This window comes from Streptomyces sp. NPDC088785 (assembly GCF_044750685.1).
Classification (GTDB): domain Bacteria; phylum Actinomycetota; class Actinomycetes; order Streptomycetales; family Streptomycetaceae; genus Streptomyces.
Map to the genome: position 1 here is coordinate 136278 of NZ_JBIVKH010000017.1, position 26321 is coordinate 162598.

Annotated in this window: 29 protein-coding genes; 15 read left to right on the forward strand and 14 right to left on the reverse strand. The window is 75.2% G+C overall.

Going from position 1 to position 26321, the window contains the following annotated elements; all coding sequences use genetic code 11:
• The first annotated feature begins 32 nt into the window (after positions 1-32).
• Positions 33-1079, forward strand: a complete 1047-nt coding sequence (locus ACIP5K_RS32210) for an iron-siderophore ABC transporter substrate-binding protein (protein ID WP_401415275.1) — start codon at positions 33-35, stop codon at positions 1077-1079.
• A 131-nt stretch (positions 1080-1210) separates the two neighbouring features.
• Here the strand turns inward: ACIP5K_RS32210 and ACIP5K_RS32215 are convergent, their stop codons facing one another.
• Together ACIP5K_RS32215 and ACIP5K_RS32220 are read right to left on the reverse strand one after the other, a co-directional pair.
• A complete protein-coding gene (locus tag ACIP5K_RS32215; RefSeq protein ID WP_401415276.1) occupies positions 1211-2170 on the reverse strand; it encodes a M56 family metallopeptidase in 960 nt (319 codons plus the stop codon).
• Positions 2167-2583 carry a BlaI/MecI/CopY family transcriptional regulator gene (locus ACIP5K_RS32220; RefSeq protein WP_401415278.1) on the reverse strand — a complete coding sequence of 139 codons (417 nt, stop codon included), beginning with the start codon at positions 2581-2583 and terminating at the stop codon, positions 2167-2169. Before ACIP5K_RS32220 ends, ACIP5K_RS32215 begins: the two co-directional genes overlap by 4 nt.
• A 107-nt stretch (positions 2584-2690) precedes the next feature.
• Between ACIP5K_RS32220 and ACIP5K_RS32225 the strand changes: the two genes are divergently transcribed.
• The 3 genes from ACIP5K_RS32225 to ACIP5K_RS32235 are packed head-to-tail and all read left to right on the forward strand — an operon-like array spanning position 2691 to position 4716.
• Positions 2691-3413, forward strand: a complete 723-nt coding sequence (locus ACIP5K_RS32225; protein WP_401415280.1) for a DedA family protein — start codon at positions 2691-2693, stop codon at positions 3411-3413.
• Positions 3414-3415: 2 nt separating this feature from the next.
• Positions 3416-4003 carry a phosphatase PAP2 family protein gene (locus ACIP5K_RS32230; RefSeq protein WP_401415282.1) on the forward strand — a complete coding sequence of 196 codons (588 nt, stop codon included), beginning with the start codon at positions 3416-3418 and terminating at the stop codon, positions 4001-4003.
• Positions 4000-4716 carry a phosphatase PAP2 family protein gene (locus tag ACIP5K_RS32235; protein ID WP_401415283.1) on the forward strand — a complete coding sequence of 239 codons (717 nt, stop codon included), beginning with the start codon at positions 4000-4002 and terminating at the stop codon, positions 4714-4716. The genes ACIP5K_RS32230 and ACIP5K_RS32235 overlap by 4 nt, the downstream gene beginning before the upstream one ends.
• A gap of 191 nt (positions 4717-4907) precedes the next feature.
• Here ACIP5K_RS32235 and ACIP5K_RS32240 read toward each other — a convergent pair whose 3' ends face one another.
• From ACIP5K_RS32240 to ACIP5K_RS32250, 3 genes are all read right to left on the reverse strand, one after another.
• Positions 4908-5981 (reverse strand): sodium-dependent transporter, encoded by a 1074-nt coding sequence (locus ACIP5K_RS32240; RefSeq protein WP_401415285.1) that lies wholly within the window; start codon positions 5979-5981, stop codon positions 4908-4910.
• Positions 5982-6234: 253 nt separating this feature from the next.
• The gene (locus tag ACIP5K_RS32245; RefSeq protein ID WP_401415286.1) at positions 6235-7560 is read right to left on the reverse strand and encodes a sensor histidine kinase; all 1326 of its coding nucleotides are present in this window, start codon (positions 7558-7560) and stop codon (positions 6235-6237) included.
• Between the two features lie 50 nt (positions 7561-7610).
• Positions 7611-8273, reverse strand: a complete 663-nt coding sequence (locus ACIP5K_RS32250) for a response regulator transcription factor (RefSeq protein ID WP_401415288.1) — start codon at positions 8271-8273, stop codon at positions 7611-7613.
• Between the two features lie 170 nt (positions 8274-8443).
• Between ACIP5K_RS32250 and ACIP5K_RS32255 the strand changes: the two genes are divergently transcribed.
• From ACIP5K_RS32255 to ACIP5K_RS32265, 3 genes are all read left to right on the forward strand, one after another.
• Complete coding sequence (locus ACIP5K_RS32255) at positions 8444-8821, forward strand: hypothetical protein (protein ID WP_401415290.1); 378 nt, start codon at positions 8444-8446, stop codon at positions 8819-8821.
• Between the two features lie 85 nt (positions 8822-8906).
• Entirely contained in the window at positions 8907-9287 is a 381-nt protein-coding gene (locus tag ACIP5K_RS32260; protein ID WP_401415292.1) for a BlaI/MecI/CopY family transcriptional regulator, read from the forward strand.
• 309 nt (positions 9288-9596) lie between these two features.
• Complete coding sequence (locus ACIP5K_RS32265) at positions 9597-9803, forward strand: hypothetical protein (protein ID WP_401415294.1); 207 nt, start codon at positions 9597-9599, stop codon at positions 9801-9803.
• 109 nt (positions 9804-9912) lie between these two features.
• Here the strand turns inward: ACIP5K_RS32265 and ACIP5K_RS32270 are convergent, their stop codons facing one another.
• The gene (locus tag ACIP5K_RS32270) at positions 9913-10878 is read right to left on the reverse strand and encodes an alpha/beta hydrolase (RefSeq protein ID WP_401415295.1); all 966 of its coding nucleotides are present in this window, start codon (positions 10876-10878) and stop codon (positions 9913-9915) included.
• A 148-nt stretch (positions 10879-11026) separates the two neighbouring features.
• On the opposite strand from ACIP5K_RS32270, the gene ACIP5K_RS32275 reads away from it, so the two are divergent.
• From ACIP5K_RS32275 to ACIP5K_RS32285, 3 genes are all read left to right on the forward strand, one after another.
• Positions 11027-11782 (forward strand): HEAT repeat domain-containing protein, encoded by a 756-nt coding sequence (locus ACIP5K_RS32275; RefSeq protein ID WP_401415297.1) that lies wholly within the window; start codon positions 11027-11029, stop codon positions 11780-11782.
• The gene (locus tag ACIP5K_RS32280; RefSeq protein WP_401415299.1) at positions 11769-12818 is read left to right on the forward strand and encodes a MerR family transcriptional regulator; all 1050 of its coding nucleotides are present in this window, start codon (positions 11769-11771) and stop codon (positions 12816-12818) included. Before ACIP5K_RS32275 ends, ACIP5K_RS32280 begins: the two co-directional genes overlap by 14 nt.
• A 97-nt stretch (positions 12819-12915) precedes the next feature.
• On the forward strand, positions 12916-13575 hold the full coding sequence (locus tag ACIP5K_RS32285) for an MSMEG_1061 family FMN-dependent PPOX-type flavoprotein (RefSeq protein ID WP_401415301.1): 660 nt from the start codon (positions 12916-12918) through the stop codon (positions 13573-13575).
• A 22-nt stretch (positions 13576-13597) separates the two neighbouring features.
• Here ACIP5K_RS32285 and ACIP5K_RS32290 read toward each other — a convergent pair whose 3' ends face one another.
• Positions 13598-14203, reverse strand: a complete 606-nt coding sequence (locus ACIP5K_RS32290; RefSeq protein WP_401415303.1) for a TetR/AcrR family transcriptional regulator — start codon at positions 14201-14203, stop codon at positions 13598-13600.
• A 41-nt stretch (positions 14204-14244) separates the two neighbouring features.
• The gene (locus ACIP5K_RS32295; protein ID WP_401415304.1) at positions 14245-15015 is read right to left on the reverse strand and encodes a class I SAM-dependent methyltransferase; all 771 of its coding nucleotides are present in this window, start codon (positions 15013-15015) and stop codon (positions 14245-14247) included.
• 387 nt (positions 15016-15402) lie between these two features.
• Between ACIP5K_RS32295 and ACIP5K_RS32300 the strand changes: the two genes are divergently transcribed.
• Positions 15403-16668, forward strand: coding sequence for a DUF6357 family protein (locus ACIP5K_RS32300; RefSeq protein WP_401415306.1), 1266 nt, complete (start codon positions 15403-15405; stop codon positions 16666-16668).
• Positions 16669-16868: 200 nt separating this feature from the next.
• Positions 16869-17447 carry a hypothetical protein gene (locus ACIP5K_RS32305; RefSeq protein WP_401415308.1) on the forward strand — a complete coding sequence of 193 codons (579 nt, stop codon included), beginning with the start codon at positions 16869-16871 and terminating at the stop codon, positions 17445-17447.
• 57 nt (positions 17448-17504) lie between these two features.
• Here ACIP5K_RS32305 and ACIP5K_RS32310 read toward each other — a convergent pair whose 3' ends face one another.
• The 3 genes from ACIP5K_RS32310 to ACIP5K_RS32320 form a co-directional block, all read right to left on the reverse strand.
• On the reverse strand, positions 17505-18089 hold the full coding sequence (locus ACIP5K_RS32310; protein ID WP_401415310.1) for a TetR/AcrR family transcriptional regulator: 585 nt from the start codon (positions 18087-18089) through the stop codon (positions 17505-17507).
• Positions 18090-18222: 133 nt separating this feature from the next.
• Positions 18223-18384: a hypothetical protein gene (locus ACIP5K_RS32315; protein WP_401415312.1), complete on the reverse strand. Its 162-nt coding sequence runs from the start codon at positions 18382-18384 to the stop codon at positions 18223-18225.
• A gap of 260 nt (positions 18385-18644) precedes the next feature.
• Positions 18645-20150: a SulP family inorganic anion transporter gene (locus ACIP5K_RS32320; protein ID WP_401415313.1), complete on the reverse strand. Its 1506-nt coding sequence runs from the start codon at positions 20148-20150 to the stop codon at positions 18645-18647.
• 261 nt (positions 20151-20411) lie between these two features.
• On the opposite strand from ACIP5K_RS32320, the gene ACIP5K_RS32325 reads away from it, so the two are divergent.
• Positions 20412-20807 (forward strand): MerR family transcriptional regulator, encoded by a 396-nt coding sequence (locus tag ACIP5K_RS32325; RefSeq protein WP_401415315.1) that lies wholly within the window; start codon positions 20412-20414, stop codon positions 20805-20807.
• 23 nt (positions 20808-20830) lie between these two features.
• Here ACIP5K_RS32325 and ACIP5K_RS32330 read toward each other — a convergent pair whose 3' ends face one another.
• The 3 genes from ACIP5K_RS32330 to ACIP5K_RS32340 all read right to left on the reverse strand — a co-directional run bounded on the left by ACIP5K_RS32330 (position 20831) and on the right by ACIP5K_RS32340 (position 24837).
• Positions 20831-21211, reverse strand: coding sequence for an STAS domain-containing protein (locus ACIP5K_RS32330; protein ID WP_401415316.1), 381 nt, complete (start codon positions 21209-21211; stop codon positions 20831-20833).
• A 518-nt stretch (positions 21212-21729) separates the two neighbouring features.
• Positions 21730-23586: an AMP-dependent synthetase/ligase gene (locus ACIP5K_RS32335; RefSeq protein ID WP_401415318.1), complete on the reverse strand. Its 1857-nt coding sequence runs from the start codon at positions 23584-23586 to the stop codon at positions 21730-21732.
• A 159-nt stretch (positions 23587-23745) separates the two neighbouring features.
• On the reverse strand, positions 23746-24837 hold the full coding sequence (locus ACIP5K_RS32340; RefSeq protein WP_401415320.1) for a D-alanyl-D-alanine carboxypeptidase family protein: 1092 nt from the start codon (positions 24835-24837) through the stop codon (positions 23746-23748).
• A 130-nt stretch (positions 24838-24967) separates the two neighbouring features.
• On the opposite strand from ACIP5K_RS32340, the gene ACIP5K_RS32345 reads away from it, so the two are divergent.
• Together ACIP5K_RS32345 and ACIP5K_RS32350 are read left to right on the forward strand one after the other, a co-directional pair.
• Positions 24968-25426 (forward strand): cyclic nucleotide-binding domain-containing protein, encoded by a 459-nt coding sequence (locus tag ACIP5K_RS32345; protein WP_401415322.1) that lies wholly within the window; start codon positions 24968-24970, stop codon positions 25424-25426.
• A gap of 175 nt (positions 25427-25601) precedes the next feature.
• Positions 25602-26177, forward strand: coding sequence for a hypothetical protein (locus ACIP5K_RS32350; RefSeq protein WP_401415323.1), 576 nt, complete (start codon positions 25602-25604; stop codon positions 26175-26177).
• The last annotated feature ends 144 nt before the right edge of the window (positions 26178-26321 follow it).

Here is a 26321-nt window from a genome sequence, read left to right on the forward strand (position 1 = left end):
GGAGGCCGTGTTGGTTAGGTTAGCCTTTCTTCATGCTCAAGCGTTCGATTCATGCTGCTCGGCAGGCCGGTGCCGCCGTCTCCCGTTCCCGTGGCCGCCGCGTCACCCTCGCCGCCACCGCGGTCGCCGCGTCCCTCGTGGTCGCGGGGTGCTCGTCCGGTTCCGGCGGTGACAGCTCCGAGGACACCGGGTCGGTCGCCAAGGGGCACTTCCCCGCGAAGGTCGCCACCAAGTTCGGCGACGTGACCGTGAAGAAGCAGCCCAAGCGCGTGGTCGCGCTCGGCTGGGGCGACGCGGAGACCGCGCTCGCCCTCGGGGTCCAGCCGGTCGGGGCGAGCGACTGGCTCGCCTTCGGCGGCGACGGCGTCGGCCCGTGGGCGAAGGGCACGTACGACAAGAGCCCGAAGAAGATCGGCACGCTCGAACCCGAATACGAGAAGATCGCCGCGCTTCAGCCCGACCTGATCCTCGACACGAAGTCGAGCGGGGACCAGAAGCGGTACGACACCCTCAGCAAGATCGCGCCGACCGTCGGCGTGCCCAAGGGCGGCGACCAGTACCTGACCGACTGGCAGGACCAGACCGAGATGGTCGCCGACGCCCTCGGCCTGCACGACAAGGGCCAGGCGCTGATCGCCAGGACCAAGGCCAAGTTCGCCGCCGTGGCGAAGGCGCACCCCGAGTTCAAGGACAAGACGATCACGTCGGGCTCGCTGACCTCCGAGGGCTTCGGCGCCTACGTGCGCGGCAGCGGCCGGGTGGACTTCCTGGAGCGGCTCGGCTTCAAGAACAACCCCTGGGTCGAGAAGCAGGGCGGCAACAGCTTCTTCATCAGCGTCGCCCGCGAGAACGTGAACAAGCTCGACTCCGACCTCGTCGTCATGGAGCCCATCGGGGTGTCCGCGTCGACGATCCGGAACGACGCGCTGTTCAAGAAGGTTCCCGCGGTCCAGAAGGGCCACGACGTGGTGTTCGAACTGAACTCCGCGTCCGCCCAGGCGTTCGCCACGGACTCCGTGCTCTCGGTGAACTACGCCCTGGACAAGGTCGTGCCGCAGTTCGCCAAGGCCCTGAAGTAGTCCCGGCCGCGAGCGGCGCGGAGCGAAGGACAGCACAGAGGGGTCACCCGCAGTACGCAGGGGCCGCACCGACCGGTGCGGCCCCTGCGCCGTACCGGGACCGCCCGCCGGTCCGCCGGCCCGTACGGGGATCAGGGCGCGGCCGGGCGGTGGGTCTCCGCGACCTCCACGTCGGAGTGCAGGTCCGCGACGGCGTGCAGGGCGCCCGCGCCCGACACGGCCACGGAGCACAGGAGCAGCGCCGCCACGCACCGCCGGGACCGCCTCGCCACGGGCCCGGGCGCGCCGCCCGCCGGAGCGAGCAGGGCGAGCACCCGCTGGGGAACGGGGCCCGTCGTGGCGCCGAGGAGGACCCCGGCGCGGGGCGGGCGCAGCGGAGAGGCGTGAGCGGCCAGCGCCGCCCGGCTGATCGCCCGCGCGGTCAGCTTCCGGTCGCCCACGGCGGCCGCCGCCGACTCGTCCGCCCAGCGCTCCAGGTGGAAGGCGAGCGGCCGCCGCAGCTCCCGCAGCGACGGGTGGAGGACGGACGCCACCTGCGCGCAGCCCAGGAACAGGTGGTGCCGCCCGCTCAGGTGCGCGCGCTCGTGCGCGAACAGCGCCTCCCGCTCCGCCGCGCTCAGCGCCCGCACCATGGCCGAGCTGACGACGACGGTGCCGGGGCGGCCCAGCCGCCCGGGCAGCGCGTAGGCGTACGGATGGCCGTGCGCCGCGACGGACAGGTCCCCGGCCCGCGGCCCCGCCGCCGCGCGCGCCGCCCGCAGCTCCCGGAACTGACCGGTCAGGCGCCGGACCGCGAGCCCGAGACCCGCCGCGAGGGCGCCCGCCGCACCGATCGCCGCGGGCGTGGTCCACCAGAACGGCGCGCCCAGCCAGCGGGGTCGGATGTCCTCCAGCGCCGCGACGGGGGAGAGGCGCAACGCGCCGGCGAGGAGCAGGGTCCCCAGGGCGAGCGTGCTGCACGCGGCGAGGACCGCGGACGTCAGGGTCAGCGTCCAGACCGACGTGCGCGGGGACAGGCGGGCGGCGACCCGCCGGGCGACGGGAACCGCCAGGAACGGCACGAGCAGCGGCAGCCAGACGGCGTAGATCACTTCTCGGTGTCTCCCAAGCTGTTTCCCAGGCTGTCTCCCAAGCTGTCGCCCATGCCGGACAGCAGGGCGCGCAGCGTCTCGCCGTCCTCGTCGCTCAGGTCGCCCACGAAGCGCGCCAGGACACTCGTGCGGTCCTGCCCGCGATCGAGTTCCGCGTGCATGCGCCGGGCCGTGAGACCGGAGGCGTCGGCCGCGGGCTCGTACGCGAATCCGCGTCCGGAGGGGGAGCGTCGGACCACGCCCTTGTCATACAGGCGGATCAGGATGGTGGACACGGTCGTGCGCGCCAGGCCGTCCCCGAGCCGCCGCCGCAGCTCCCCCGGGGTGAGCGGGCGGCCGGCTTCCCAGAGGGACGCCAGGGCCCGCGCTTCCAGCTCGCCGGCCGGCCGGCGGCTTCCGATCTCCTCAGCCATGGAACTCAGTGTGACAGAAGAACGTCTACAGTGTTGTAGTCCGACTACTGGCGTGTAGACGTCGTGCCGTTCAGCGACCCGGCACGCCCCTGACCGGACGCCGCCCGATGTTCCCTACGGAAGGAATCGGCGTGCCTTCGTGCCCCGATCTGTGCGCCACCGCCGCGTCCCATCCCCTCGCGGTCAATGTCCTGGACGCCGGTTCCCTGCTGACCGCCTTCGGCGCCCTGGGCGTCGCGGTCGTCCTGTTCGCGGAGACCGGCCTCCTGATCGGCTTCTTCCTCCCGGGGGACTCGCTGCTGTTCACCGCCGGACTGCTGTGCGCCTCCGGGCGGGACGGCGCGCACCTCTCCCTGCCCCAGGTCCTCCTCGCCTCCGTGGCGGGAGCGCTGGCGGGCGCCCAGGTCGGCTACTGGATCGGCCGCAAGGGCGGCCGCGCCCTGCTGGCCCGCAGCCGCTCGCGCCGCCTGCGTGACGGGGCGGCGCGCGCCGAGGAACTGCTGGCCCGGTACGGGCACGCCAAGGCGATCGTCCTGGCCCGGTTCGTCCCCGTGGTGCGTACGGTGCTGAACCCGCTGGCCGGAGCCCTGGACGTGCCCGCCCGCACGTTCGTCCTCTGGCAGAGCGTCGGCGGCGCAGTGTGGACGGTCGGCCTGGTCCTGGCCGGGTACGCCCTCGGATCGTCCGTCCCCGACGTCGACCGCTACCTGCTGCCCCTGGTCGCCCTCGTCGTCGCCGTCTCGCTGCTCCCCCTCGCCCTGGAGGTCCTGCGCGCACGCAGGAACCGCCGCCGCGCCGCCGCGGCCCGGACGACCGCTGCCGGGGAGTGACCGTGACCACCGCTTCGTTCGCCGACGACTCCCTCTACACCGGGATCGCGCACCTGACCGACCGCACGCCCGCCGCCGTGAACGACCTCGTCTCCCTGTGGTCGGACTGGGGGCTCGGTCTCTTCGCCGTCCTCATGGTCCTGGCCTGGCTGCGCGCCCGGGCCGCGGGGCGCCCACAACGGCCCGCCCTGGCCGTTCCGGTCGTCGCGGTCGTCGCCTTCCTCGCCGACTACGGCACGAAGAGCCTGCTCCACGAGGCCCGCCCGTGCCAGGTCCTGCACGTCACGCCCCTCCAGACCTGTCCGCCGGTGGGGGACTGGTCCTTCCCCAGCAACCACGCGGCCATCGCGGCCGCCGCCGCGGTGGCCCTCTGGTTCGTCGACCGCGGGCTCGCGGCCGCCGCCCTGCCCGCCGCCGTCCTCATGGCGCTCTCCCGCGTCTGGGTCGGCGCGCACTACCCGCACGACGTCGTGGCGGGTCTGCTGCTCGGCACGGTCGTCGCCGTCGTCTCCATGCGGCTGGTCCTGCGCTCCGTCGCCCCGCCGCGCACCTCCGGAGAGCCGGAGCCCGCCCAGGTGCCCGTCCCATGACGGCGCGCGCCCCCGGTGAGCGGGGAGCGGCGGGCGCGCGCCGGACCCGGCAGCCGCCGTGGCTGCCCCGGGCCGGCGGCGTCGCCGTCCTGCTGCTGGCCCTCCTGACCGGCGCGGTGCTGGTGGCCGGGGACCGGCCCCTCGCCGCCGACACGGCTGTGCACGCCTGGTCGCTCGGGCACCGCACGGCTTTCGCGGTGGACATCGCCCGCCTCGTCACCGCCACCGGCACCTCGCTGTGGCCGTACCTGATCACCTTCACCGCCGCGGCGCTCACCGGCGGTGCGTGGACCGCGAGGCTGACCCGCGGACTGACCGGCCTCGGCGTGCTCCTGGCCGGGCAGGGTGTGCGCCTCGCCGTGATGGCCCTCGTCGCCCGCCCCCGGCCGCCGCGGGCCGGCTGGGCCACCCACGCCTCCGGCTTCTCCCTGCCGTCCGGGCACACCACGACCTCCGCGATCACCGCCGGAGTCGTGTGCTGGGCGGCGGGACACCTGACGCACCGCGGCGCCGGCCGCTGCCTCCGGGCGCTCGCCGCGGCGTGGGCGGCGGCCGTCGCCTGCACCCGCGTCTACCTCGGGGTGCACTGGGCCAGCGACATCGTCGCGGGATGGCTCCTGGCCGTCGCCTGGCTGGCACTCGCCGCCGCGGCCCTCGACGCGGCCGACAGGAACCGCCGGGCGCCGACACCGCCGCCGCGCCGGAACCCCTGAGCGCGGCGCGGGCGGACCCCCCCCCGGCCGGCGCGCGGCCCGTGTCGCCGTAGCGCGGGGTCGCCCGCGGCGAACCGCCGCCGTACACCGCCGAGTTCACCGGGCGCCGTCATGACGCCCGTACAGCCCCTTCCCCTACAGCCCCTTCCCGTACAGCCCCTTCCCGTACGGGCAGAATCCCCGTACGGGCGTCATCGCGACGGGGACGCGGACGGCGCCGGACGCGCGCCGCGCACCACCAGCCCGGCGACGCTCTTCTGCACCAGTCCGTAGGTCAGGACGGGCATGAGGAGATACGGCTTGTCCGGCAGAGCGGTGCTGATCAGGACGGCGCCCGCGCTGCTGTTGTTCATGCCGCAGGCCAGAGCGAGCGACGACCGCCCGCCCCGGTTCAGGCGCAGCACCGCGCCGGCCGCACTCCCCAGGACGAACGACGCCACGCACACCCCGGCCGCCGTGACGACGCACGCGGCCACCAGCAGCGGACGCGGGTGTGCCAGGCACGGCCCCAGCGCGCCGCTGGCGTTGACGTACGTGGTGCCCAGGGAGGCGAGCAGCCCGGCGGCGCCGACCCCGCTCTCCCACGTCCCGCACCGGCCGCGCCGCAGCACGGCCCGGCAGAGCACGCCGGCCGCGCACGGCAGGACGATGCCGGTGAGCGCGAGCCCGCCGTGCGCGGCCCGCGCGGCGACCGCGAGCCGGTCCGCGTACCCGCCACGGACGAGCCGTCCCAGGGCCGCGATCACGACCGGGGTGGTCAGCGGGCTGAGCAGCGTGGACCCCAGGACGGTGGCGACCATGGCCGGCTGGTCGCCGTCGCCCTTCGCCGTCCACACCGTGGCGTTGGCCGCGACCGGCATCGCCACGATCAGCACCATGGCCGTGACGATGCCGCTGCCGTGATCGGCGTCCGGCGTGCCGCGCAGCAGGAGCACCAGGGCGGGGATCAGCACCAGCGGAAGCGCCAGGTGCAGGGACAGCGCGGCCAGCAGACCGAGCGGCCGGCGCAGCAGTCCGGACAGTGCCGTCGCCCGCACCTGGAACCCCGCCGCGAACAGCAGCACCCCCAGCAGGACGGGCGGCACGCGCAGCCCGGCGGAGAGGTGGACCAGCGGGAGCGGGTGCGGCTCCCGGAGCCACTGGCCCGGCCACGGTGCCAGGAGAGCGGCCGCGTACGTGGCGAGCACGGCCCGTCCGAGGCGACCGCGCAGCCAGGAGGAGAAGCGCCGGACGGCGTCCGTGGTCGCGAGGGGTCCCAGGTCCATCGCCCCATCGTGGGGACGGCTCCGTGTCCAGGCGGCCCCGAACCGCGGGACGGTCAGGACGCGTTCAGGTTCCCGCACGACCGCACCGCCCCGACGAACACCGCCCCGACCCACCCCGACCCGTTCCGCCCCGCCCCACCCCGCGCGGACCGTCGGCCCGGACGAGGTCCGCCGTCCGCCGTCCGCCGTCCGCCGTCCGGCGCCGACGCGGCAGGCCGGGCCGGGCCGGTACGGGTACCAGCCGGAGCGCGGATCAGCCGGGCAGGTCGACGACGAAGCGGGCTCCGCCGCCGCGGCCCTCCTCGTAGCGCGCCGTGCCACCGGCCGAGCGGGCCAGCCGCAGCACCAGGGACAGGCCGAGCCCCGCGCCGTCGTGCCCGTCCGCGGGCTCGGCCCGGCGTCCGGGCTGGAACAGGTACGGCACGAACCGGGCGGGGACCCCCGGCCCGTCGTCGCTCACCGCGCAGCGCACGCCCTCGGGCGTCGCCCGGGCCTCCAGGGTGATCGCCGACCGCGCGTGGCGGAGCGCGTTCGCGTACAGCGGGCTGACGATGCGCTCCAGGACCGCGTCGGCGACCCCGGCGCGCAGCCCCGCCTCCACCCGCACCACCGTCCTCCTGCCCCCGGCTCGCCCGGCGTCCGCGACGCGGTGCAGCACGGCCGACACGTCGCTGGTGCCGTGCGGCGCGCCGTCGGTGGCGGCGCCGTCGCGCGCCTCGGCCAGCAGGGTGTCGCAGATGACCCGCATGCCCGCGGCCGCCTCGGCGATCGCGGTCCGCGCGCGGCGGGTCTCGGCGTCGTCGCGCGGCCGCGCCTGCCACAGCTCCAGCTCCGCCACGATCCGGGTCAGCGGCGTGCGCAACTCGTGCGCCAACTCGGCGGTGAGCAGCCGCTCATGACGGAGCGTGCCGCGGACCCGGTCCAGCAGGGAGTCCAGCGCGGAGCCGAGCCGGAGCAGCTCCTCGGGGGCGCCGGGGACCGCGAACCGGGTGGACGGGGAGACCACGGTCCACCGCGCGGCCCGCTCGGTCATCGTGGCCACCGGGCGCAGCGCCCTGGCGACCGACGACCGGGCCAGCACGCAGGCGCACGCCAGGGTGGCCACGGCGAAGACCACCGACCAGGCCGAAAGGAGGCGCGCCGAGCCGTCGTAGGGGGCCAGGTCGAGGGCCGCGACCACCGCGACGCCGCGTCCGCGCGGGGACACGGAGCCGGCGCACATCCGCCACTCCGGTCCGCCGTCGCCGTCGCCGTCGCCGTCGCCGACGGTGGCGCAGGCCGGTGCGGCGGACGCGGCGAGCCGTAACGCGGTGCGCGCCACCGCCGGACGCCGCCCGACGGGCGGCGCCTCGACCGCCTTCGACCGGTCGTAGACCCACACGGGGGAGTCGAGCGCGGCGTCGTGGGCGCTCTCGCGCACCACGACGCGGGTCCCCGCGACGTCCACGGCCGAGGCGACGGCGGCGATCGTGCCCCGCAGCCGCCCGTCGGCCTGGGACCGCAGCTCGTGGGCCGCGACGACGTCGAGGACGAGCGCGAGGACGGCCGTCACCAGGACCGCCAAGGCGACGGCGGTCACCGCAAGACGGCCGCGCGGCATCCGTGGGCGGAGGGACGTGGCCCGGCGCCTCATGACAGGTGGTGTCCGATCCCGCGCCGGGTACGGACGGTGAGCGGACTGCCCGCCTCGCGCAGCCTGCGCCGCAGCCGGGTCAGGTACTGGTCCAGGGTGTTGTCGCTCACCCACGCCCCCTCGGGCCAGCCGGCGCGGACGAGTTCGCGGCGCCGCACGGACGACCCGCCGGCCCCGACGAGCACGGCCAGCAGCCGGAACTCGGTGGGGGAGAGCCGGACCTGCCGACCGTTCACGCGGGCGGTCAGCGTGAGGGGATCGACCGCGATGCCGTCCGCGCCCCGGTCCGGGGCGGGCCGGGACCGCCGGAGCAGCGCGGTGGTACGGGCGACGAGCTCGCTGAGATGGAACGGCTTGCACAGGTAGTCGTCCCCGCCCGCCGCGAAGCCCGAGAGGCGGTCGTGGAGCGCGGTGCGGGCCGTGAGGAAGAGCACGGGAGCCGGGACACCGTTCGCGCGCAGGGCCCGGCACACGTCGCGGCCGTCCGCGTCGGGCAGCCCGATGTCGAGCACCACCGCGGCGAGACCGGGCGTGGCCAGCCGCAGCGCCGTCGCCCCGTCCGGCGCCGGGACCGGGTCGAAGCCCTCCTCGGCCAGCCCGCGGCGCAGCACGTCACGCAGGGCGTGGTCGTCCTCGACCACCAGGATCGCAGGGGGCACCGGTTCCTCCGTGACGCTCGGACGGCAGCCGGGCGGGGCGTCGCCCCGGCGGACCCGGCCCCGACCTTTGATCGGCCCCCCATTGTCTACTAGTCTGTAGACGTACGCTGCGGAACTCCCCCACGGACGCCGCGGGACCGTGCCGTCCGGCGCCGACGAAAGGCAGGTCCTTGTACCGATCCCCGGACCTCGTCGCGCACCGGATCCGCCGGGACCGCGGGGCGGACCCCGGCCGCACCGTCTCCGAGCTGGCGCAGCGGCACCGCGTCTCCCGCAAGGTCGTGCTGGAAGCCCTCGGCCTCGAACCCGAGGCGCCCCCCGCGCCCGCTCCGCCCGCCCGCCCCCGGCTCCTCGACCCGGTCCGCGACCTCATCGACGACCTCCTGCGGCGCGAGCTGGAGGAGGCCGGACAGCCCCGGCTCACGAACACCCGCATCCATGAACACCTCGCCCAGGAGGCCGGATTCACCGCCGCGTCGGTGTCCACCGTCCGGGACTACGTCCGCAGGCGACGCCCGGAGATCCGTTCGGAGCGCGCTCCTTCGTAGCCCGGTGCAGGGGCGCCGCTCAGTCGGCCGCCACCCCGCACGTCTGCCCGAATGCGGCCCGTGCGCATCTGCCAGAATGCGACCCATGAGCGAGCAGCACGGGGACCGCAGACCGGCCGGAGAACTGGAGGCCGGCGTCCTGGCCGCCCTGTGGGCCGCCGGGCAGCCGCTGACGCCGGGCGAGGTCCGCGAGGCGCTCGACGCCGACCTCGCGCGCACCACGGTCACCACCATCCTCACGCGCCTGTACGAGAAGGGCACGGTCAGCCGGTCCCGCCGGGGGCGCGGCTACGCCTACGTCCCGGTGACCGACGACTCCGGCCTCCACGCCCTGCGCATGCACGCCGAACTCCGGCGCGGCGAGGACCGCAACAGCGTGCTGGCCCGCTTCGTGTCCGACCTCAGCTCCGACGACGAGGCCATGCTGCGCGCCCTGTTGCACGACGGCGAGCAGCCCGGGGCGTGAGCCGGGCCGTGCGGCTCCCGCCGCCCGCTCCGCTCCTCGCGGCGACGCCGCCGCCGCCGGGGACCCGCACCTGAACGTCCGTGCCGCCCAGGACGACTCCGTGCCGCCCAGAACGACTCCGGGCCCCCGCAAAGGCTGTTGCCGTGCGGAACCCCCGCTCGCGGCGGCCGTGCCGAGCCCGCGCCCGGTACGTCGTCCGGCGCCGCGGCCGGCGTCCCGCGCGGTCGTTTGGACAGTACGGATGTTGTCTGGCAACGTCGCCTGTCCGACCCCCGATGACGCCGGAAGGCGGTGCGGAAGATGACCGAGGTGAGCACGCGCAGCGTCCGGGACGCGGCTGTCGCCACGCGCCTGCGCAGGACGACCAGCCTCGACGTGCCGGAGGACTTCGAGACGTGGTCCGTCGCGGACCTCGCGGACTGGCTCCACGACACGGAGGACGACCCCGAGGTGTCCGACGAGGACTTCTACCAGGCCCGCAAGGCCGTCCAGATGATGGGGGTCGAGGACGTCTGACGGGCGGTGCCGGCCGGACGGCGGGCGCACCCGGCGCGGTGCGCGCGGTCCGTCCTCCCGCCCCGCCGGGCCCGTGCGGCGGCCCCCGCGAGCGTCGGACGGCGGCGCGTCAGGCGTCGGGACCGGTCAGCAGCCGGCCCAGCCAGTCGGTGCGGGTCCTGCGGGCGGCGGCCGAGATGCGGGCCTCGGGGTACAGCGTGTCGAAACCGTGGAATCCCCCGGCCCAGACGTGGAGTTCGGCCTGGCCACCCGCCGCCCACAGCCGTGAGGCGTAGTCGGTGATCTCGTCACGGAAGACCTCGGCCGAGCCGGTGTCGACATACGTGGTGGGCAGGCCCGAGAGGTCGTCGGCGCGCGCGGGGGAGACGTAGGCGGGGACCTCGTCGTCCGCCAGGCCGCCGAGGACGGACCGCCACGCGAACGCGTTCATCTCCGCGGTCCACATGCCGGGCCCGCCGGAGAACTGGTGGCTCGACGTGCTGTCGTTGCGGTGGTCGAGCATGGGGCAGATCAGCAGCTGCGCGGCGACCCGCGGGGCGCCGAGGTCGCGGGCCAGCAGCGTGAGACCGGCGGCGAGCCCGCCGCCGGCGCTGGCCCCGGCGACGACGATCCGGTCGGGGTCGATGCCCAGGTCGGCGGCGTGCTCGGCGGTCCAGCGCAGCCCGCGGTAGCAGTCGTCCACGAGGGTCGTGCCGGTGGCCTCCGGGGCGAGCCGGTAGTCGACCGAGACGACGACCGCGCCGAACTCGTCGAGCCACTCCAGCGGGATCTCGAGCTGGGCGAAGCGGTCGCCCATGACCATCCCGCCGCCGTGGATCCAGTAGACGCAGGGCGCCGCGCCGGCACGGTCGCGCCCCGCGGGGCTGAGCACGGTCAGCGGGATCGGCGTGCCGTCCTCGGCCGGCACGCTGGTCTCCCGGCGGTCGACGCTCCGGTCCGCGAGCAGCGCGTCGATGGGGTTCGAGGGCAGCTCGCGCAGCCGCGCCAGCACCTCGGGGGTGAGGTCGGACATGAGGGGCATGTCGGCCAGCAGATGACGGAGTTCGGGATCGAGGTCGGGGCGTACCGAGGTCATGGTCGGGGCCTTTCGGGTAGCGGCGCGGGCGCGCGGTCACGGACGCCGTGTGCCCGGTCGGCGGGAGATGACGCCAGCAGGCCGTTCTGACCTGCGTCGTCGCGCGGGCCCGCGGGCGGGGCGCCCAAGCCCGTTTGACCTTGACACGATGGCAAGGTCTTCACTGCTTCCCGAGGAGGTGGTCCCGATGACCATGACAGGACCGGCGACCGGGACGGGGCGGGAGGCCGACACCGTACGGGTACTGCGGGCACTGGAGGACGACCGGTCGTCCGTGCGGCTGCGGGCCGCGCTCGCGCTCGGCACGACGCCCGACCCGCGGTGCGTGGACAAGCTCGTCGAGCGGTCCGCGGTCGAGCCCGAGTTCTTCGTGCGCGACATGCTGACCTGGGCGCTCACCCGCCACCCGGTGTCCCTGACCCTGCCCGGGCTGCTCCGCGAGGTCCGCTCGGAGCGCGCACAGGCCCGCAGCCAGGCGCTGCACACCCTGTCCAAGATCGGGGACCGGCGGGCGTGGCCCGCGCTCACCCCGGAACTGCTGTCCGACCCCGACGACGAGGTGGCCCGCAGCGCCTGGCGGGCCGCCGTGATCCTCGTACCACCGGGCGAGGAGCCCGCCCTGGCCGCGCTGCTGGCGACCCGGCTCGGGCACGGTGGGCGGCGGACCCGGCTGAGCCTGAGCCAGGCACTGGTCGCCCTCGGCGACGCGGGCCGAGCCGTCCTCGACGCCGCCGCGGCCGCCGCCGACCCGGGCCCCCGCACGCACGCGCTCGCCACCCTGCGGCTGCTGCGCGACCCGGACACCGGATTCGAGGAGGCGGTCGAGGAGGCCAAGCGCGTCGTGGCCCTCGATGGGGCGCCCGGGGCGCCCGCGGCGGACGATGGGAACCATGCTGATCGGTGAGGTGGCGCGACGGTCCGGGGTCAGCGCCCGCATGCTCCGGCACTACGAGTCCCTCGGCCTGGTCCGCCCGTCGGGCCGAACGGGCTCCGGCTACCGGGAGTACTCCACGCAGGACATCCGCCGGGTCTTCCACATCGAGAGCCTGCGCTCGCTCGGCCTGTCGCTCCGCGAGATCGGGCGGGCGCTCGACGACCCCGGGTTCGCCCCCGCACAGCTCGTCGGCGACCTCGTGCGGCAGACGCGCGAGCGCATCGCGGCCGAGACCCGGCTGCTCACGCGCCTGCGCAGGATCGACGCCGCGGACCCCGCGGGATGGGAGGACGTGCTCCAGGTCGTCGCACTCCTGCGGGCGCTGGCGGCGAAGAGCCCCAGCGCCCGCCAGCGCGCCGTCCTCGCCACGGGCGACGCGGCTCCCCTACCGGTGGAGGCGCTGGTCGAGGCGGCGCTCGGCGAGACGGACCCGATCGTCGCCGGAGCGCTGCGCTGGGCGCTGGCACGCTCGGACGGCGCCGCCCCGGCCCTGCTGGCGGAGGGGCTCGACGCCCCCGTGGCCGCCGTGCGGGAACGGGCCGTGCGGGCCCTCGCCGCGCTCCGCGGCGAGGAGGCCGCCGGATACCTGCGCGACGCGCTCATGCACCCCGACGCCGTGGTCCGCGGGCGGGCGGCGGTGGTGCTCGGGGCCCGCGGCACGCCCGACGCGGTCCCGACGCTCATCGACATGATCGTGGAGGGACGCGACGACACGGACGCGGCCGACGCGCTGCGGGCGCCGGCGAGCGACCCGGAGACGGCGGAGCGGATCGCGGCCGGGCTCGTGGCCCGTCTCGCCGACCCCGCCACCGGTGCACCCGGACGGAGCCGGCTGACCCAGGCCCTGGCGGACATCCCGGGGCCGACCGCGTCGAGCGCCCTCGTGGAGCTGTCCGGCGACGCGGACCGGGCCGTCGCCCTCACCGCCGCCTACCTCCTGAAGCTCCGCGCGGCAGGCGACGCCGCACGGGAAGCCGCCCGGGAAGCCGCCCGGGAAGAAGAGTGACGACGCCCGTCCCGGGGCGCCCGTCGCCCCATCCGGCGGGCGCCCGGCCGCGACCCGCCCTGGAGCGTGCCCCACGGAGATCGTTAGGGTCGCCGACATGACGACACCCCTGACCGGCAGTGCTTTCGACGAACTCCGCCGCGACGCCGTGGCCGACCTGGAATCGCTGCGCCGGGCCTACGCGCTCCCCGGCGCCGCGGCCGTGCGCAAGCAGCTGGGCGAACTCACCGACCAGACCCGGCGGTTGATCGGCTGCTCCTCGCTGGTCCTGGTCGCCAGCGCGGACGCCGACGGCAACTGCGACGTCTCGCCGCGCGGCGGACCCGCCGGGTTCGTCGCCGTCCTGGACGACCGCACGGTGGCCATACCCGACGCCACCGGCAACAAGCGGCTCGACACCTTGCAGAACGTCATCGCCACCGGCCGGGCCGGCCTGCTGTTCATCATCCCCGGGCGGACCACCACCCTGCGCGTGAACGGCCGGGCCGTCGTCTCCACCCGCCCCGAGCTGCTGTCGCAGCTGACCGCCGTGGGCAAGCCGCCGGCCAGCGCCCTCGTGGTCGGCATCGAGGAGGTCTACCCGCACTGCCCCAAGTCCCTGCTGCGCAGCGGCGCCTGGAAGCCGGAGCAGTGGCTGGCCCCGGACGCCCAGCCGACGTCGGCCGAAGTGACACTGGCCCAGCTGCGGATGCCGGAGCTGACGCTCGCCGACATCGAGCGGACCGAGGCCGAGTCGCTGAAGTACCGGTACGAGTAGGGGTGGTGCGGGCGGGCCGGTCTCAGGCGCGGGCCGTGCTCCGCAGCCCGTCGATGACGATCCCGAGCATGCGGTCGGTGCGGGCGGGCCGGTCGGGGCCGTCGTCGACCTTCCACAGGAACGACACCAGGAGCAGCACCTCGTCGGCGCTCACGCCGGGCCGCAGCAGTCCCGCCGCGTCGCAGGCGGCGAGGATCCGGCCCAGCGCGGCGGCGAGCGCCGGGTACGCGGGGCCGCCGAGGTCGGGGCGGGTGGCCGCCTCCAGGGCCTGGGCCACCCCGGGCCCGCCGCGCCCGTACGCGGCCAGCCGCCCGACCCAGCGGCGCAGCGCCTCCAGGGGTTCGTGGTCCGCGAGGAGGCGCGGGGCGGCCAGGACGAGCGCGTCGACGTCGCTCCGGTAGACGGCGATGAGCAGCGCTTCCCGGCGGGGGAAGTGCCGGTACATGGTGCCCTGCCCGACACCGGCCGCCCGCGCGATCGACTGGAGCGTCGCGTCGGGGCGGTCGGCGAGGGCCGCGCCCGCGCACGCGACGATGCGGGCGCGGTTGCCCTGGGCGTCCGTGCGCCGTGGACGGGTGAGGTCCGTCGGCGGCGCCGTCCGTCCGCCGCCGGGTCCGGGGTCGGGCATGGGTCCGCGGTCTCCGTTCCGTGGGTGGGGCGCCGCCGGGGTCAGGGCGTGGCGCGGACGAGGACGAGCGAGCCGTCGTAGGCGGGCCGTCCGCGCAGCTGTCCGAAGGCCTCGTCCCAGGCGCCCGATCCCAGGGCGTGCCGCAGGGAGAGGTCGAAGTCCTGGCGGCCGCGGTCGTCGAGGAAACTCCAGGCCGAGCAGGGCTGCCGGGCGGCCGGGTCGAGGAGCAGTTCGGGGCGGCCGTAGTACGCCTCGTTGAAACTGTCGGTGCAGTCCAGCGGCACGGGAACGGACTGGAGGGTGACGGTGCCGCCGAGCGCGGCGGCGAGTCGCTGGAGGGGCGGATAGCGGCGGGCCTCGGTCTCCAGGACCTCCGGCGCGTACTCGTACAGCCAGAAGTCGCGCACGCGCGCGGGATCGCAGGTCAGCACCACGACCGGGCCGCGGGTGACACGGCGCGTCTCGCGCAGTCCGGCGTCCACGTCCGCCCAGTCCTGGACGCTGAACAGCGCCATCGCCGCGTCGAACTGCCCGTCGGCGAAGGGCAGGTCCTCGGCGACGGCGTCGATGGCGGTGACGAGCTGCGCGGGGCGCCGGGCACGCATCGCGAGCGACGGCTCGACCGCGGTGAACGTGTGGGCGGCGGTCTCGTACGAACCGGTGCCCGCGCCGACGTTGAGGACGGTACGGGCGTCGCCGAGGGCCTGGGCGATGACGCGGGCGATGCGCTCGTCGGGCCGGCGCCGTCCGGCGCTGGGGGAGGTGGGGAGCCCGAAGCCGACGTCGCCGCTGTCGAGGGTGGGCATGACCATGGGGGACCTCGCCTTCCGGACCTGGTCGGAGCGACGGCATCCGCGCCCCGAACTGCGCCTCCTATCTTGCATCTGCCACGCTAAAACTCATAGCAGCCTGGCGAATGCTTGGTGAATCGGCCAAAGGGTGGGGCGGTTGCGGCGCCACGCTTGGAGGTTGTGTCAGCGCCCCGACGGCGACCTCGCCCTCAGGAGCGGCCCACGCCGGTTCGACTACGCTCGCGGAGCCGGCCCACGGGAACGAAGGACACCCGTGGCTCGCCGCTACGGATCCGGACCGGACGGTTCGTCCTCGGCGTCGCCGGTGGCGGGCCGGCGCCCGGCCCTCGGGCCCGCGCACGCACCGCGCACCATCGCCGTACCGCCACCGCCGAAAGGACTGAGTCCGTGTACGACATCGTCTTCACGCGGGGAAGCGGCTGGATCCCGAACGTGATCCGCGAGGACGGCGGGCTGAAGCTGATGCTCGGTGCCGGGGCCGACGCCAACCACGACCCGCGCACGTTCACGTTCCCGATCGGCGAGGCCCATCTCGCGGTGATCCGGGAGGACCTGGCCCGGCACCTGCTCCTGTGGAGCGCCGTCCTTCCGCTGTGCGACGCCGCCGGTACCCGCGGCCGGCTCGACGAGAGCGCCGCCGTCGCGCTCCTGGACCCGGTCCTCCTCGGCGCGCCCGACGACATCGACGCGCTCTTCCGGCGCGTCCCGTGGGACGGCGGCCGGCTCGTCGCCCACGGAGCCGACACCGGCCTGCTGGAGCGCGGCCGGGTGCACGCGGCGCTGCGCGCGGCGACCGGGACGCCGAACGAGAAACGGGCCCAGGAGTACCGGGCGGTCCGCCGGCGCGCCCGGCGCGGAACGGTGCTCGGTCCGCTCGACACCGCCGTCCTGACGTACACGGGCCAGTACCTGCACGGCGCGACGGCTCCCCGACGGAGGCCCGGCGCCGTCGACGCCGCGCTGCTGCCCGAGGTCATGCGGGTGATCGCCGTCGCGGAGGGGGCGTGCGCCGGAATGCGGATCGGCCGCGATCCGCGGCGGGGGAAGCGCGCCACGGACCGGAGCGACTGGGGCCGGATGGCGGCGACGGTCGAAGCGGCCGTGCGCCGCACGCACCCCGAACTCGCCGACGACGCGGTGCGCAGCGTCGGCTTCCTGATGTGCGCGGAGGCCGCGGACCGCTCCCGGTCCGCACCCGTGCCGGACGACGAGGACGCGGCGGGCCACCACCCCGGCCGCGGCGGGAGCGCGCGGAAGACCGCCCTGACGTTCACCGACGCCCAGGGCGCCGAGACCACGTGGGTCGCGGGCGCTCCCCGCATGGCCGCCGCGGAGTTCTGGGAGTTCGTCGGCGACCGCTCCGCCGCGGACAACGAGGTGTTCACCATCGAGGACGAGGAGAGGGGCGAAGGGATCCAGCTCCACTTCTACGCGGACTCCCTCGCCCGCATCACGACGGTACGCGCGGGCACGGACGGGTCCGCTCCCGCGTACGCGGTCGAGTACACGCTGGTCGACGGGATGGGCGGCTACCGGAGCCTGGTGAGCGCCTTCGTCGCCGGCGGCTGCGCCGCACTCGACCGGCACGGCCCCTGGATCTCGGATGTCGACGAATTCGAACGTGCGCGCCGTCGGCGGCGGGGCGCGCGGTAGCACCGGCCCGGCGGGGGCGGGCCCGGGTGGACTGACACCCGCCCCGGAAAGGGAGAACGTTCGGTCTTGACAAGGGGGGAGCGGCTTGCCAATCTGAGAGGACAGAACGTTCGTTCTTCCTTCTTCGTCGTTTTTCTCTGGTTCTTCTCCCGTCGCTCTCCGGGCGCCCCTCCTGCGCGGACCCACCGAAAGGGATCACCGTGAGCACCACTGCCGCTCCGACCCGCCTCTCCACCACCAGCTCGGCACGCGCCGCCGCCTCGGCGCTGCGGCGGCTGTACTTCGTCCGGTTCGCGTTCGCCCTCCTCTGGGCCCTCGTGATGTTCACGATGGAGGACCGGATCAGCCCGGCCGGTGCCGTGCTGCTCGTGCTGTACCCGCTGTTCGACGTGGGCGCGGCCGTCGTCGACGCTCGGGCCTCGCGCACCACCGGGGCGCCGGGACTGCTCTACGTGAACGTGGCCGTCAGCCTGCTCGCCGCCGCGGGCGCGGGCGTCGCCTGTGCGTCCGGGATCCCGGCGGTGCTGCGGGTCTGGGGAGCCTGGGCGTTCGTGTCCGGGCTGGTGCAGCTGGCCGTCGCACTCTCGCGCCGCGCCCTGGGCGGCCAGTGGCCCATGATCCTCAGCGGGGCCGTCTCGGCGCTGGCCGGAGCGTCGTTCGTCGCCTCGGCCGGGGCCGACGACCCCGCGCTCACCGGCGCGATCGGCTACGCCGTCCCCGGCGGGGTGTTCTTCCTCGTGTCGGCCCTGCGGCTGGGCCGCGCCTCCCGGACGGAGTGACCCGGGGGGACCTCGACCACCGGGCCGCCCGCGACGCCATCGCGGGCGGCCCGTCCGTCACGCGCCCCGCGCCCGGAGGATCCCCTCGACGCCCTCCAGGAACGTCTCGGAGACCGCCGCCGGGTCGGACAGGCACCCGGAGGCCATGGCGCCGTCGCGCAGCAGGACCAGATGACGGCCCGCGGGCCCGGCGGGAGCGTCCCCGGTGCGGCTCAGCAGGCCCGTGACGGTCTCCAGGAACCACTGGCGGTGGGCCAGGACGGCGCGGTGCACCGGGTGCTCGGGGTCGGGGTACTCGGCCGCCGCGTTGAGGAACGCGCACCCCCGGAACCCGGGGGAGCGGATGCCCTCGGTGATGGTCCGGCACAGCGCGCGGAGCTTGCCGGCCGCCGACTCCTCGGCCGCCTGCGCGGCCCCGGCCTGCGCCCGCAGCTCCCGGTCGGCCTGGTCGAGGTACGACAGGACGAGGTCTTCCTTGCCCGTGAAGTGCCGGTACAGCGTGGCGCGGGTGACCTGCGCCTCCGCGATGATCCGGTCGACGCCGACGGAGTGGATCCCCTCCGCGTAGAAGATCCTGGTCGCCGTGTTCAGCAGCCGCGCCCGCGCTTCCGACGGGCCCCGTCCCTTGGTGCTCTGACTCATGCGTCCAGCCTAACGAAACGCGGGGGAGAACGGTCTGTCCCCCGGCCCGATGGGGCGAACCCCGAAACCGGCCGCCGGGGGACAGACCCGACCCTGCGCGCACCGCACGCCGGGCAGCGTCGCCGGGACCGGCTCAGATCGGCGGTTCGGCACGCTGCCGGGGAATCCCCGGCAGCGCGCGGTGCGGCTCGGGGAGCGGGCCGGGGCGCCTGCGCGGCGGCGACGGCTTCTTCTCGTCCCGCCTGGCGGCGAACACCCGCGCCCACCAGCTGCCCTGCGGATCACGGAACGTCATGTCGATCGCCCTCCTGCTCGTCGAAGTCGGACCGGGTCACTGACTGCCTCCCGTCTTGCCCGCACCGCGCCTTCGACGCGTCTTTCCCCTCTTCGGGCGTATGTGCGGGAATCGGCCGCTGACGCCGTGGCGGACCCGCGCGCCGGGCGCCCCGGGGGACGCCCGACGCCGGACGCCACCCGGCAGGCACACCGCTCGGGTACTCCAGTCGGGCGCGCGCAAGAGTCCTCCGGGGGCGGTGGCCCGGCGTGCCAGGTGGTTCAGTGGCCGGCCGTCAGCTCGCCGCTGAGCCGCTCGTGGAGCCGGGCGCTGGGCCCGTCCAGGCCGACGATCTCGACCCGCTTGCCGCGCTGCGCGTACCTGGCTCCGATCGCGTCGAGCGCCGCGACGGACGAGGCGTCCCAGATGCGCGTCGCGGACAGGTCGACGACGACCCTGTCCGGGTCGGTCGCGTACTGGAACCGGGTGGCCAGGTCGTTGGCGGAGGCGAAGAACAGCTCGCCGGTGACCCGGTAGACGACCTGGCCGCCATCGGGGTCGACGACCGCGGTGACCTCGGCGACGCGGGCCACCCGCCGGGCGAAGACCACCATCGCCGTGACCGAGCCGACGACGACCCCGACAGCGAGGTTCGACGTGGCGACCACGACCCCGACGGTGATCACCATGACCGCGATCTCGCCCGCGGGCATCCGCCGCAGCGTCCCGGGGGCGATGGAGTGCCAGTCGAACGTCGCGAACGACACCATCACCATCACCGCGACCAGCGCGGCCATCGGGATGTCGGAGACCACCGGGCCGAACACGATGCACAGCACCATCAGGAAGGAACCCGCCAGGAACGTGGAGAGCCGGGTGCGGGCCCCGGACACCTTCACGTTGATCATGGTCTGGCCGATCATCGCGCAGCCGCCCATGCCGCCGAAGAACCCGGTGACGATGTTGGCGATGCCCTGGCCGACGGACTCCCGCGTCTTGTCCGAACGGGTGTCCGTGATGTCGTCGACCAGCTGGGCGGTCATCAGCGACTCCATCAGGCCCACCAGCGCCATGGCGAGCGCGTACGGCGCGACGGTCGTCAGGGTGTCGAGGGTGAACGGCACGTCGGGCAGCCCCGGCACCGGGAGCGTCGACGGCAGCGCGCCCTTGTCGCCCACGGTCGGCACCGCGATCCCCGCCGCCAGCGTGACGACGGTCAGGACGACGATCGACACCAGCGGCGCCGGGACGACCGTGGTGACCTTCGGGAAGAGGACCATCAGGGCCAGGCCCGCGACGATGAGCGGATAGACCGGCCACGGCACGCCGGTCATCTCCGGCAGCTGCGCCACGAAGATCAGGATGGCCAGGGAATTGACGAAGCCGACCATCACCGAGCGCGGCACGAACCGCATCAGCTTCGCCACACCGAGCGCGCCGAGCACGATCTGGAGGACACCGGCGAGGACGACGCAGGCCACCAGGTAGCCCAGGCCGTGCTCCCGGTTGAGCGGCGCGGTGACCAGGGCGACGGCGCCGGTGGCCGCCGAGATCATCGCCCGGCGCCCGCCGACGACCGAGATCGTCACCGCCATCGTGAAGGCGGCGAACAGCCCGATCCGGGGATCCACCCCGGCGATGACCGAGAAGGAGATCGCCTCGGGGATCAGGGCGAGCGCGACGACCAGACCGGCGAGCACCTCGGTGCGCCACACCTTGGGGTCGCGGATCCAGTCGGGCCGCAGACCGCGCAGCCGCGCGACGGGGGAGAGGGCAGGAGCGGGCAAGGCGGTACCTGTCGTGATCGGGCACGCCCGGCATCCCGGATCGTGCGGAGGGAGGGGGCGGACGGTCGGGCCGCCCGCCCGGCCCCTGTGCCGGCCGCGGCGGGACGGGCTTCGGGGAGCGGCGCGCCACGCGAGACCGCAGGCGGCGCGGGCGACACCGGCGTGCCCGGCGCCGGGGAACTCTACCCTAACGTTACGGTAGAGATCGCGGCCGCCCCGGCACCCGACGGGAGCGGCGCACCGGACGAGGAGAGCGGGCGCGTGAGCGGCGAGCACATGCAGATCGGCGAGGTGGCCGCGCGGACCGAGCTGTCGCTGCGCACGATCCGGCACTACGAGGACACCGGCCTGGTCATCCCGTCCGCCCGCTCCCAGGGCGGCTTCCGCCTCTACACCGAGGCCGACGTCGCCCGTCTCATGGTCGTCCGCAGGATGAAACCGCTCGGCTTCACCCTCGACGAGATGCGCGACCTGCTCGCCGCGACCGACCGCCTCGACGCCGGGGAGGCGCTCACCGGCGCCGAACGCGCACACCTCCTCGACCGCGTACGCCACTTCGAGGGGGCCGCGCAGCGCCGGGTCGCGGATCTGCGCATCCAGCTCGCCCGCGCCGAGGAGTTCGCCGACACGCTGCGCCGACGGCTCCCGCCCCCCTGAGGACCCGCCCCGGCCCGGGCGGCTCAGGCCGGCACGTCGCGGGCCGGCCAGGCGAGGGCCGTGTCGAGGTCGGGGGCGACCCGCAGGGCGTCCGCCAGACCGGCGAGCCGGACCACGCGCAGCAGGAACGGGTCGGTGAGGACCAGGATCAGGCGCGCCTGCCGCGCACGCAGCCGCTCCTGGACGCGGACGAACATCGACAGGCCGCTGCAATCCAGGAACGTCACCCCGCGCAGGTCGGCGACCAGCGTGCCGCCCTCCCCGGGGAACAGGTCCCGCAGGCGGTCCGCGAGACGGTGGGCGGCGAGGATGTCGAGTTCACCCCACAGCTCGACGACCCGGGGGTCCTCGGCGTGCGGCACTCTCATGCCGAACGCGGCTTCGGTGTCGTGGTAGGCGGGCATGGCCTCCTCGCAGGGGTGAGGGAGCGGACGCGACGGTGATGTACGGGTGCCCCTGGCATACCCCCACCCGCGCGCCGGGGCAACCCCCTTTCGGCCGACGGGAGTTGAGCAACCGTGTTGTCGGTCAACCGGCCACCGGGATGATCTCTGGCGAGATCCGCACCGTACGGTTCCCGCCCGTCACACGCGCCCTCCGTGATCACACCGTGCTCAGCCCGGGTCCGGCCGCACCGGGCCGGGCGGGCGGGCGACGGCGGCGCGGTGGGCCTCCGGCGGGAAACGGACGTACCGGCGGACGCACAGGTGATCTTTCGCCCCGCACGCGTCCGGGAACCGCCACAGATTCGGCCGGATGCGGAGGTGATCCTTCGGCCGCCCGCCGAGCGTCGCGGGAGGCGTGAGGGGCGGGGCGGCGCGGGGACGGCCCACGCCGTCGCGGGCGACCGGGCGAGCGCCGGGACCTGACGAACGCCGGGCCCGTCCTGCCCGTCGGGGCCCCGGTGGCCGTACTCCGGGGGTCAACCCCGGCGCGAGCCCGCGCGGCGGTCCGGCGGCGTCCCGTACAGCTCGTCGATCTCCGTCGCGTACCGCTGGATGACCGCCGATCTGCGGATCTTCAGCGACGGGGTCACCAGCCCCTCGCGCGAGCCGAACTCGTGCGGCAGCACCCGGAACGTCCGGATGGACTCGGCGCGCGAGACACGGGAGTTGGCCCGGGACACCGCGCGGCGCACGTGCCCGAGCAGCTGCTCGTCCGTCACCAGGGCGGCGGGCTCCTGCGGGTCGCGCCCCTTGAGCGCGAGCCAGCCCGACACCGCCTCCTCGTCGAGGGTGATCAGGGCGGCGACGTACGGCCGGTTGTCCCCGACGACCAGGCAGCCCGAGATCAGCGGATGCCCGCGCAGCTCCTCCTCCAGCAGCAGCGGGGAGATGCTCTTGCCGCCGCTGGTGATGATGATGTCCTTCTTGCGTCCCGTGATGACCAGGTAGCCGTCCGGATCCAGCCGTCCGAGGTCCCCGGTGCTGAACCAGCCGTCGCGCAGCACCGCCTCCGTCGCCTCCGGGTCGTTGAAATAGCCCGCGAAGACCACGTCCCCGCGGACCAGGATCTCGCCGTCGTCGGCGATGCGGACGGCGTTGCCGGGCAGCGGCCGGCCCACCGTCCCGTGCCGCACCGCGCCCACCGGCTGCGCGGTGACGGCCGCCGCCGTCTCGGTCAGCCCGTAACCGTCGTAGACCGTGATCCCGCAGCCCGCGAGGAACAGCCCGAGCTCGCGGGAGAGCGGCGACCCGCCGGACACGGCGTTGCGCACCCGGCCCCCGAGCACCGCGCGCACCCGGGCGTACACGAGCCGGTCGTAGACCGCGTGCCGCAGCCTGAGCCGCGGGCCGGGGCCGCCGCCCCGCCCCGCCGCGCCGCGCTGCTCGGCCGCCGCGTAGCGCACCGCCGACTTCACCGCCCGCTCGAAGAGGGCGCTGCGCCCGCTCTGACGCGCCTTCAGGCGGGCGGCGCGGAAGAGGCGTTCGAAGATGTACGGCACGGCGTACAGGAACGTCGGACGGAACGCGGCCAGCGTCGGCAGCAGGGCCTGGGGCGAAGGGTCCGGCTGGAAGGCGACGTTGACCCCGAACCGCACCGAACTGACCACCACCACGAGCCCGTAGCAGTGGGCGAGCGGCAGGAACGCCACGAGGGACGCCTCCTCGCCGGGAGCGGCCAGCAGACCGCCCCACCCCGCCGACAGGGTGTCGCACTCGGCGATCAGATGGGCGTGGGTGAGGACGCAGCCCTTGGGGCGGCCCGTCGTGCCGGACGTGTAGCAGATCAGCGCGGTGTGCCCGGGCGTCACGGCGGACCGCAGCCGGTGCACGTGGGAGGGGTCGGTCCCGGCGCCCTCGGCGCGCAGCTCGTCGAGGGCGCCCTGGTCGATCTGCCAGAGCCGGGTCAGCGGGCGGTGCGGGCCGTGCGCGGCGGCCACCGTCATGGCGTGGTTCTCGTTCTCGACGAAGCAGCCGATCGCGCCCGTGTCCCGCAGGATGTCGCGGACCTGCTCCGTGGAGGACGTCGGGTAGACGGGCACGACCACGGCGCCGATCGACCACAACGCGTAGGCGGCGAGCGTCCATTCGTACCGGGTGCGCGACATGACGGCCACCCGGTCGCCGAACCCGACGCCCTGCGACAGCAGCCCCGCGGCGACCGCGAGGACCTCGTCGGCGAACCTCCGCGCGGTCACCGGCTCCCACCGCCCGCCGGGTGCGGCCAGCGAGAACTGGACCCGGTCCGGGGTCCGCCGCACCGCCTTGAAGACCGAGTCCGCGAGACCGCCCGCCACGGGCGGCTCCAGCAGCCGGGGCACGTCGAGTTCCTGCATGTTCCTGCTCTCCGCGGGCGAGGGACGAACGGATCGCGGGTGGGGCCGCAGCCCGGCAACGTACCCCGCCCGGACGATCTTTGCGGAGGTCTGCGAGGTGACGATCGGGACACGGTACGCACGGCACGGCCCGCACCGCCCGTCCCGGCCGGTCCCGGATCAGCGGCGGGTGCGCAGGCGGCGGCGCACGAGCAGCGGGACGCCGGTCAGGACGGCGAGGGCCGCCGCCGCGACCAGGTGGCGGGGCAGGCCGGACGGCTCCTCGGGCTCCGGGCGGCCCGGCGCGGTGGCGGCGACGGCGTGCAGGGGACCGGCCTGCTGCTTCGGCGGTTGCGGGGCCGGGGTGGCGAAACCCCAGTCGAGGAGGGCGCGGCTCTCCTCGTACACCGTGTTGAAGTCACCGTCCTGAGGGTTCATCACGGTCACCAGGAGGGTGCGGCCCCCGTGGGTCGCGGCGGAGACCAGGGTGGTGCCCGCCTGCGTGGTGTAGCCGTTCTTGACGCCGATGAGACCGGGATACGGCTCCACGCCGTGCGAGCCGACCAGCAGCCGGTTGGTGTTCTGGATCTCGTACGCGTCCGGGTCGCCGGACGCCGGGAAGCGGGCGTACTTCGTGCCCATGTACCGGCGGAAGTCCGGGTTGCGCAACCCCTCGCGGGCGATCAGGGCGAGGTCGTGCGCGCTGGAGTACTGCCCCGGCGTGTCGAAGCCGTCGGGGGAGCGGACCTGGGTGTCGCGGGCGCCGATCCGGCGGGCGGTGGCCTGCATCTGCGCCAGCGTGCGCGACAGGCCGCCGTTCAGCCGGGCCAGCGTGTGCACGGCGTCGTTGCCGGAACTGAGGAACACCCCGCGCCACAGGTCCCCGACCGTGTACCGGTGCCCCTCGGCGACCCCGACCTCGCTGCTGCCCTCGGCGACCTCCGCGAGGTCCGCCCACGACGCCCGGTGCACCGCGTCCTGCCGCAGGTGCGGCAGGACCGTCACGGCGAACAGCGTCTTGAGGGTGCTGGCGGGCGGCAGCCTGCGGTGCGGCGCCCCGGCCGCCAGGACCGTGCCGGTGCCGGCGTCCATGACCTCCCAGGACAGGGCCGACGGGGTGGGCACGGCGGGCGGTCCCGCAGCGGCCCGCGCGGGACCGGCGGCGGCCCCCGCGACGAGGGCCGCGCACAGGCCCGACGTCGCCAGCGCCCTGCGCAGGACGGGACGACGCGGGGGACGGGGCAGCCGACGGGAGCGGATGATGATCACCATGCGGGCACGGTAGGTGCGTGACCGTCCCGTCGCGATCCGTTACCGCCATCCGGCCGCCGACCACGTCGACGACCCGGTACCGGCGGGACGTACGTACGCTGGAGTGACCCGACGGTGGAGGTGTTCCGCCATGACGGACCGGACACGACTGCTGAACCGCCTTCCGCGCGCCTATCGCGACCGCCTGATGCCTCTCGCCGCAGAGGTGTCCTTCCCCCAGGACTCCCGGATCTTCGAGGCGGGCGACCGCGCCGACTGCTTCTGGATCATCAGAACCGGGACGGTCACGCTGGACGTGCCCGTCTCCGACCGGGCCCGGCTGCCCCTCGATCCGCTCGGACCGGGGGACCTCCTCGGCTGGTCCTGGCTCTTCCCGCCCTATACCTGGGACTTCGGTGCCGAGGCGTTCAGCCCGGTGCGCGCCTATGAATTCGACGGGTCCTCCGTGCGCGCCCTGTGCGACATCGAACCGGCACTCGGCGTGACGCTGCTGCACGGCGTCGCCGAGGTGATGGCCCACCGCCTGGAGGCGGCCAGGGTCCGGCTCGTGGAGGCGCACCGGTCGCACGGCATGAGGGGGTACGTGTAGCGGGCGCGGGGCTCGTGCGGGTGACCGTCCGGCGGGCGCCGGGCGGTCACCCGCACGTGCCCCTTCCCTCACCCGACTCGACGCCTCGGCGGGCGACGGGCCCGGTCACGCGGTTTGCTCGGCCGCAGACCAGCCCGCACCTGCGGCCGTCCCGGCCGCGCCCGAGAGGAACCGCATGCGTCGTACCGTGCCCCTGTCGACCGCCACCGCAGCCCTGCTCCTCCTCGGGGCGCCGGTGTGCGCCGCGGCCGCGTCCGACGGGGACGACGGCTGGGGCGACACGCCGTCCTGGACCGCCCCGCCGTCGGCGCCCGCGACGCGGTCCGGGGCGGGCACCGGCCTGGTCCTCGACCCCGCGGACGCGCGCCCCGGCACCTCCGTCCTGGCCAGCACCACCGCGTGCGGCGGCGACTCCTCGGCGACCGGCGACGCGGACAGCCTCGGCGCGGGGGAGTTCACGCTGCGCACGGCCGAGTACGAGAAGGGCGTCAGCGGCACCTTCGAGGTGCCCTCCGGTGCCCGGCCGGGCACCTACCCGGTCTCCGTGACCTGCGAGGGCGGCGCGGTGGCCCGGCAGACCCTCACCGTGTCGGGCGAGGGCGGCGACCAGCTGCACGGCGTGCACGCCGGGGACGGCGGCTCCCTCGGCCGGTGGAGCACCGCGCAGCTGGCACTGGGCGGCGCGCTGATCGCCGGTTCGGTGGGCGCCGCCGGCTACTACGCCGTACGGCGCCGCGCCGAGGAGCTGTGAGCCCCCGGCGCGACGCCGTACGGATCGGTCATACCTCGTGCGGGGTCGGTCAGCCCTTGCGGGTCTTGACCTCTTCGGTGAGCTGGGGCACGACGTCGAAGAGGTCGCCCACCACGCCGTAGTCGACGAGGTCGAAGATCGGTG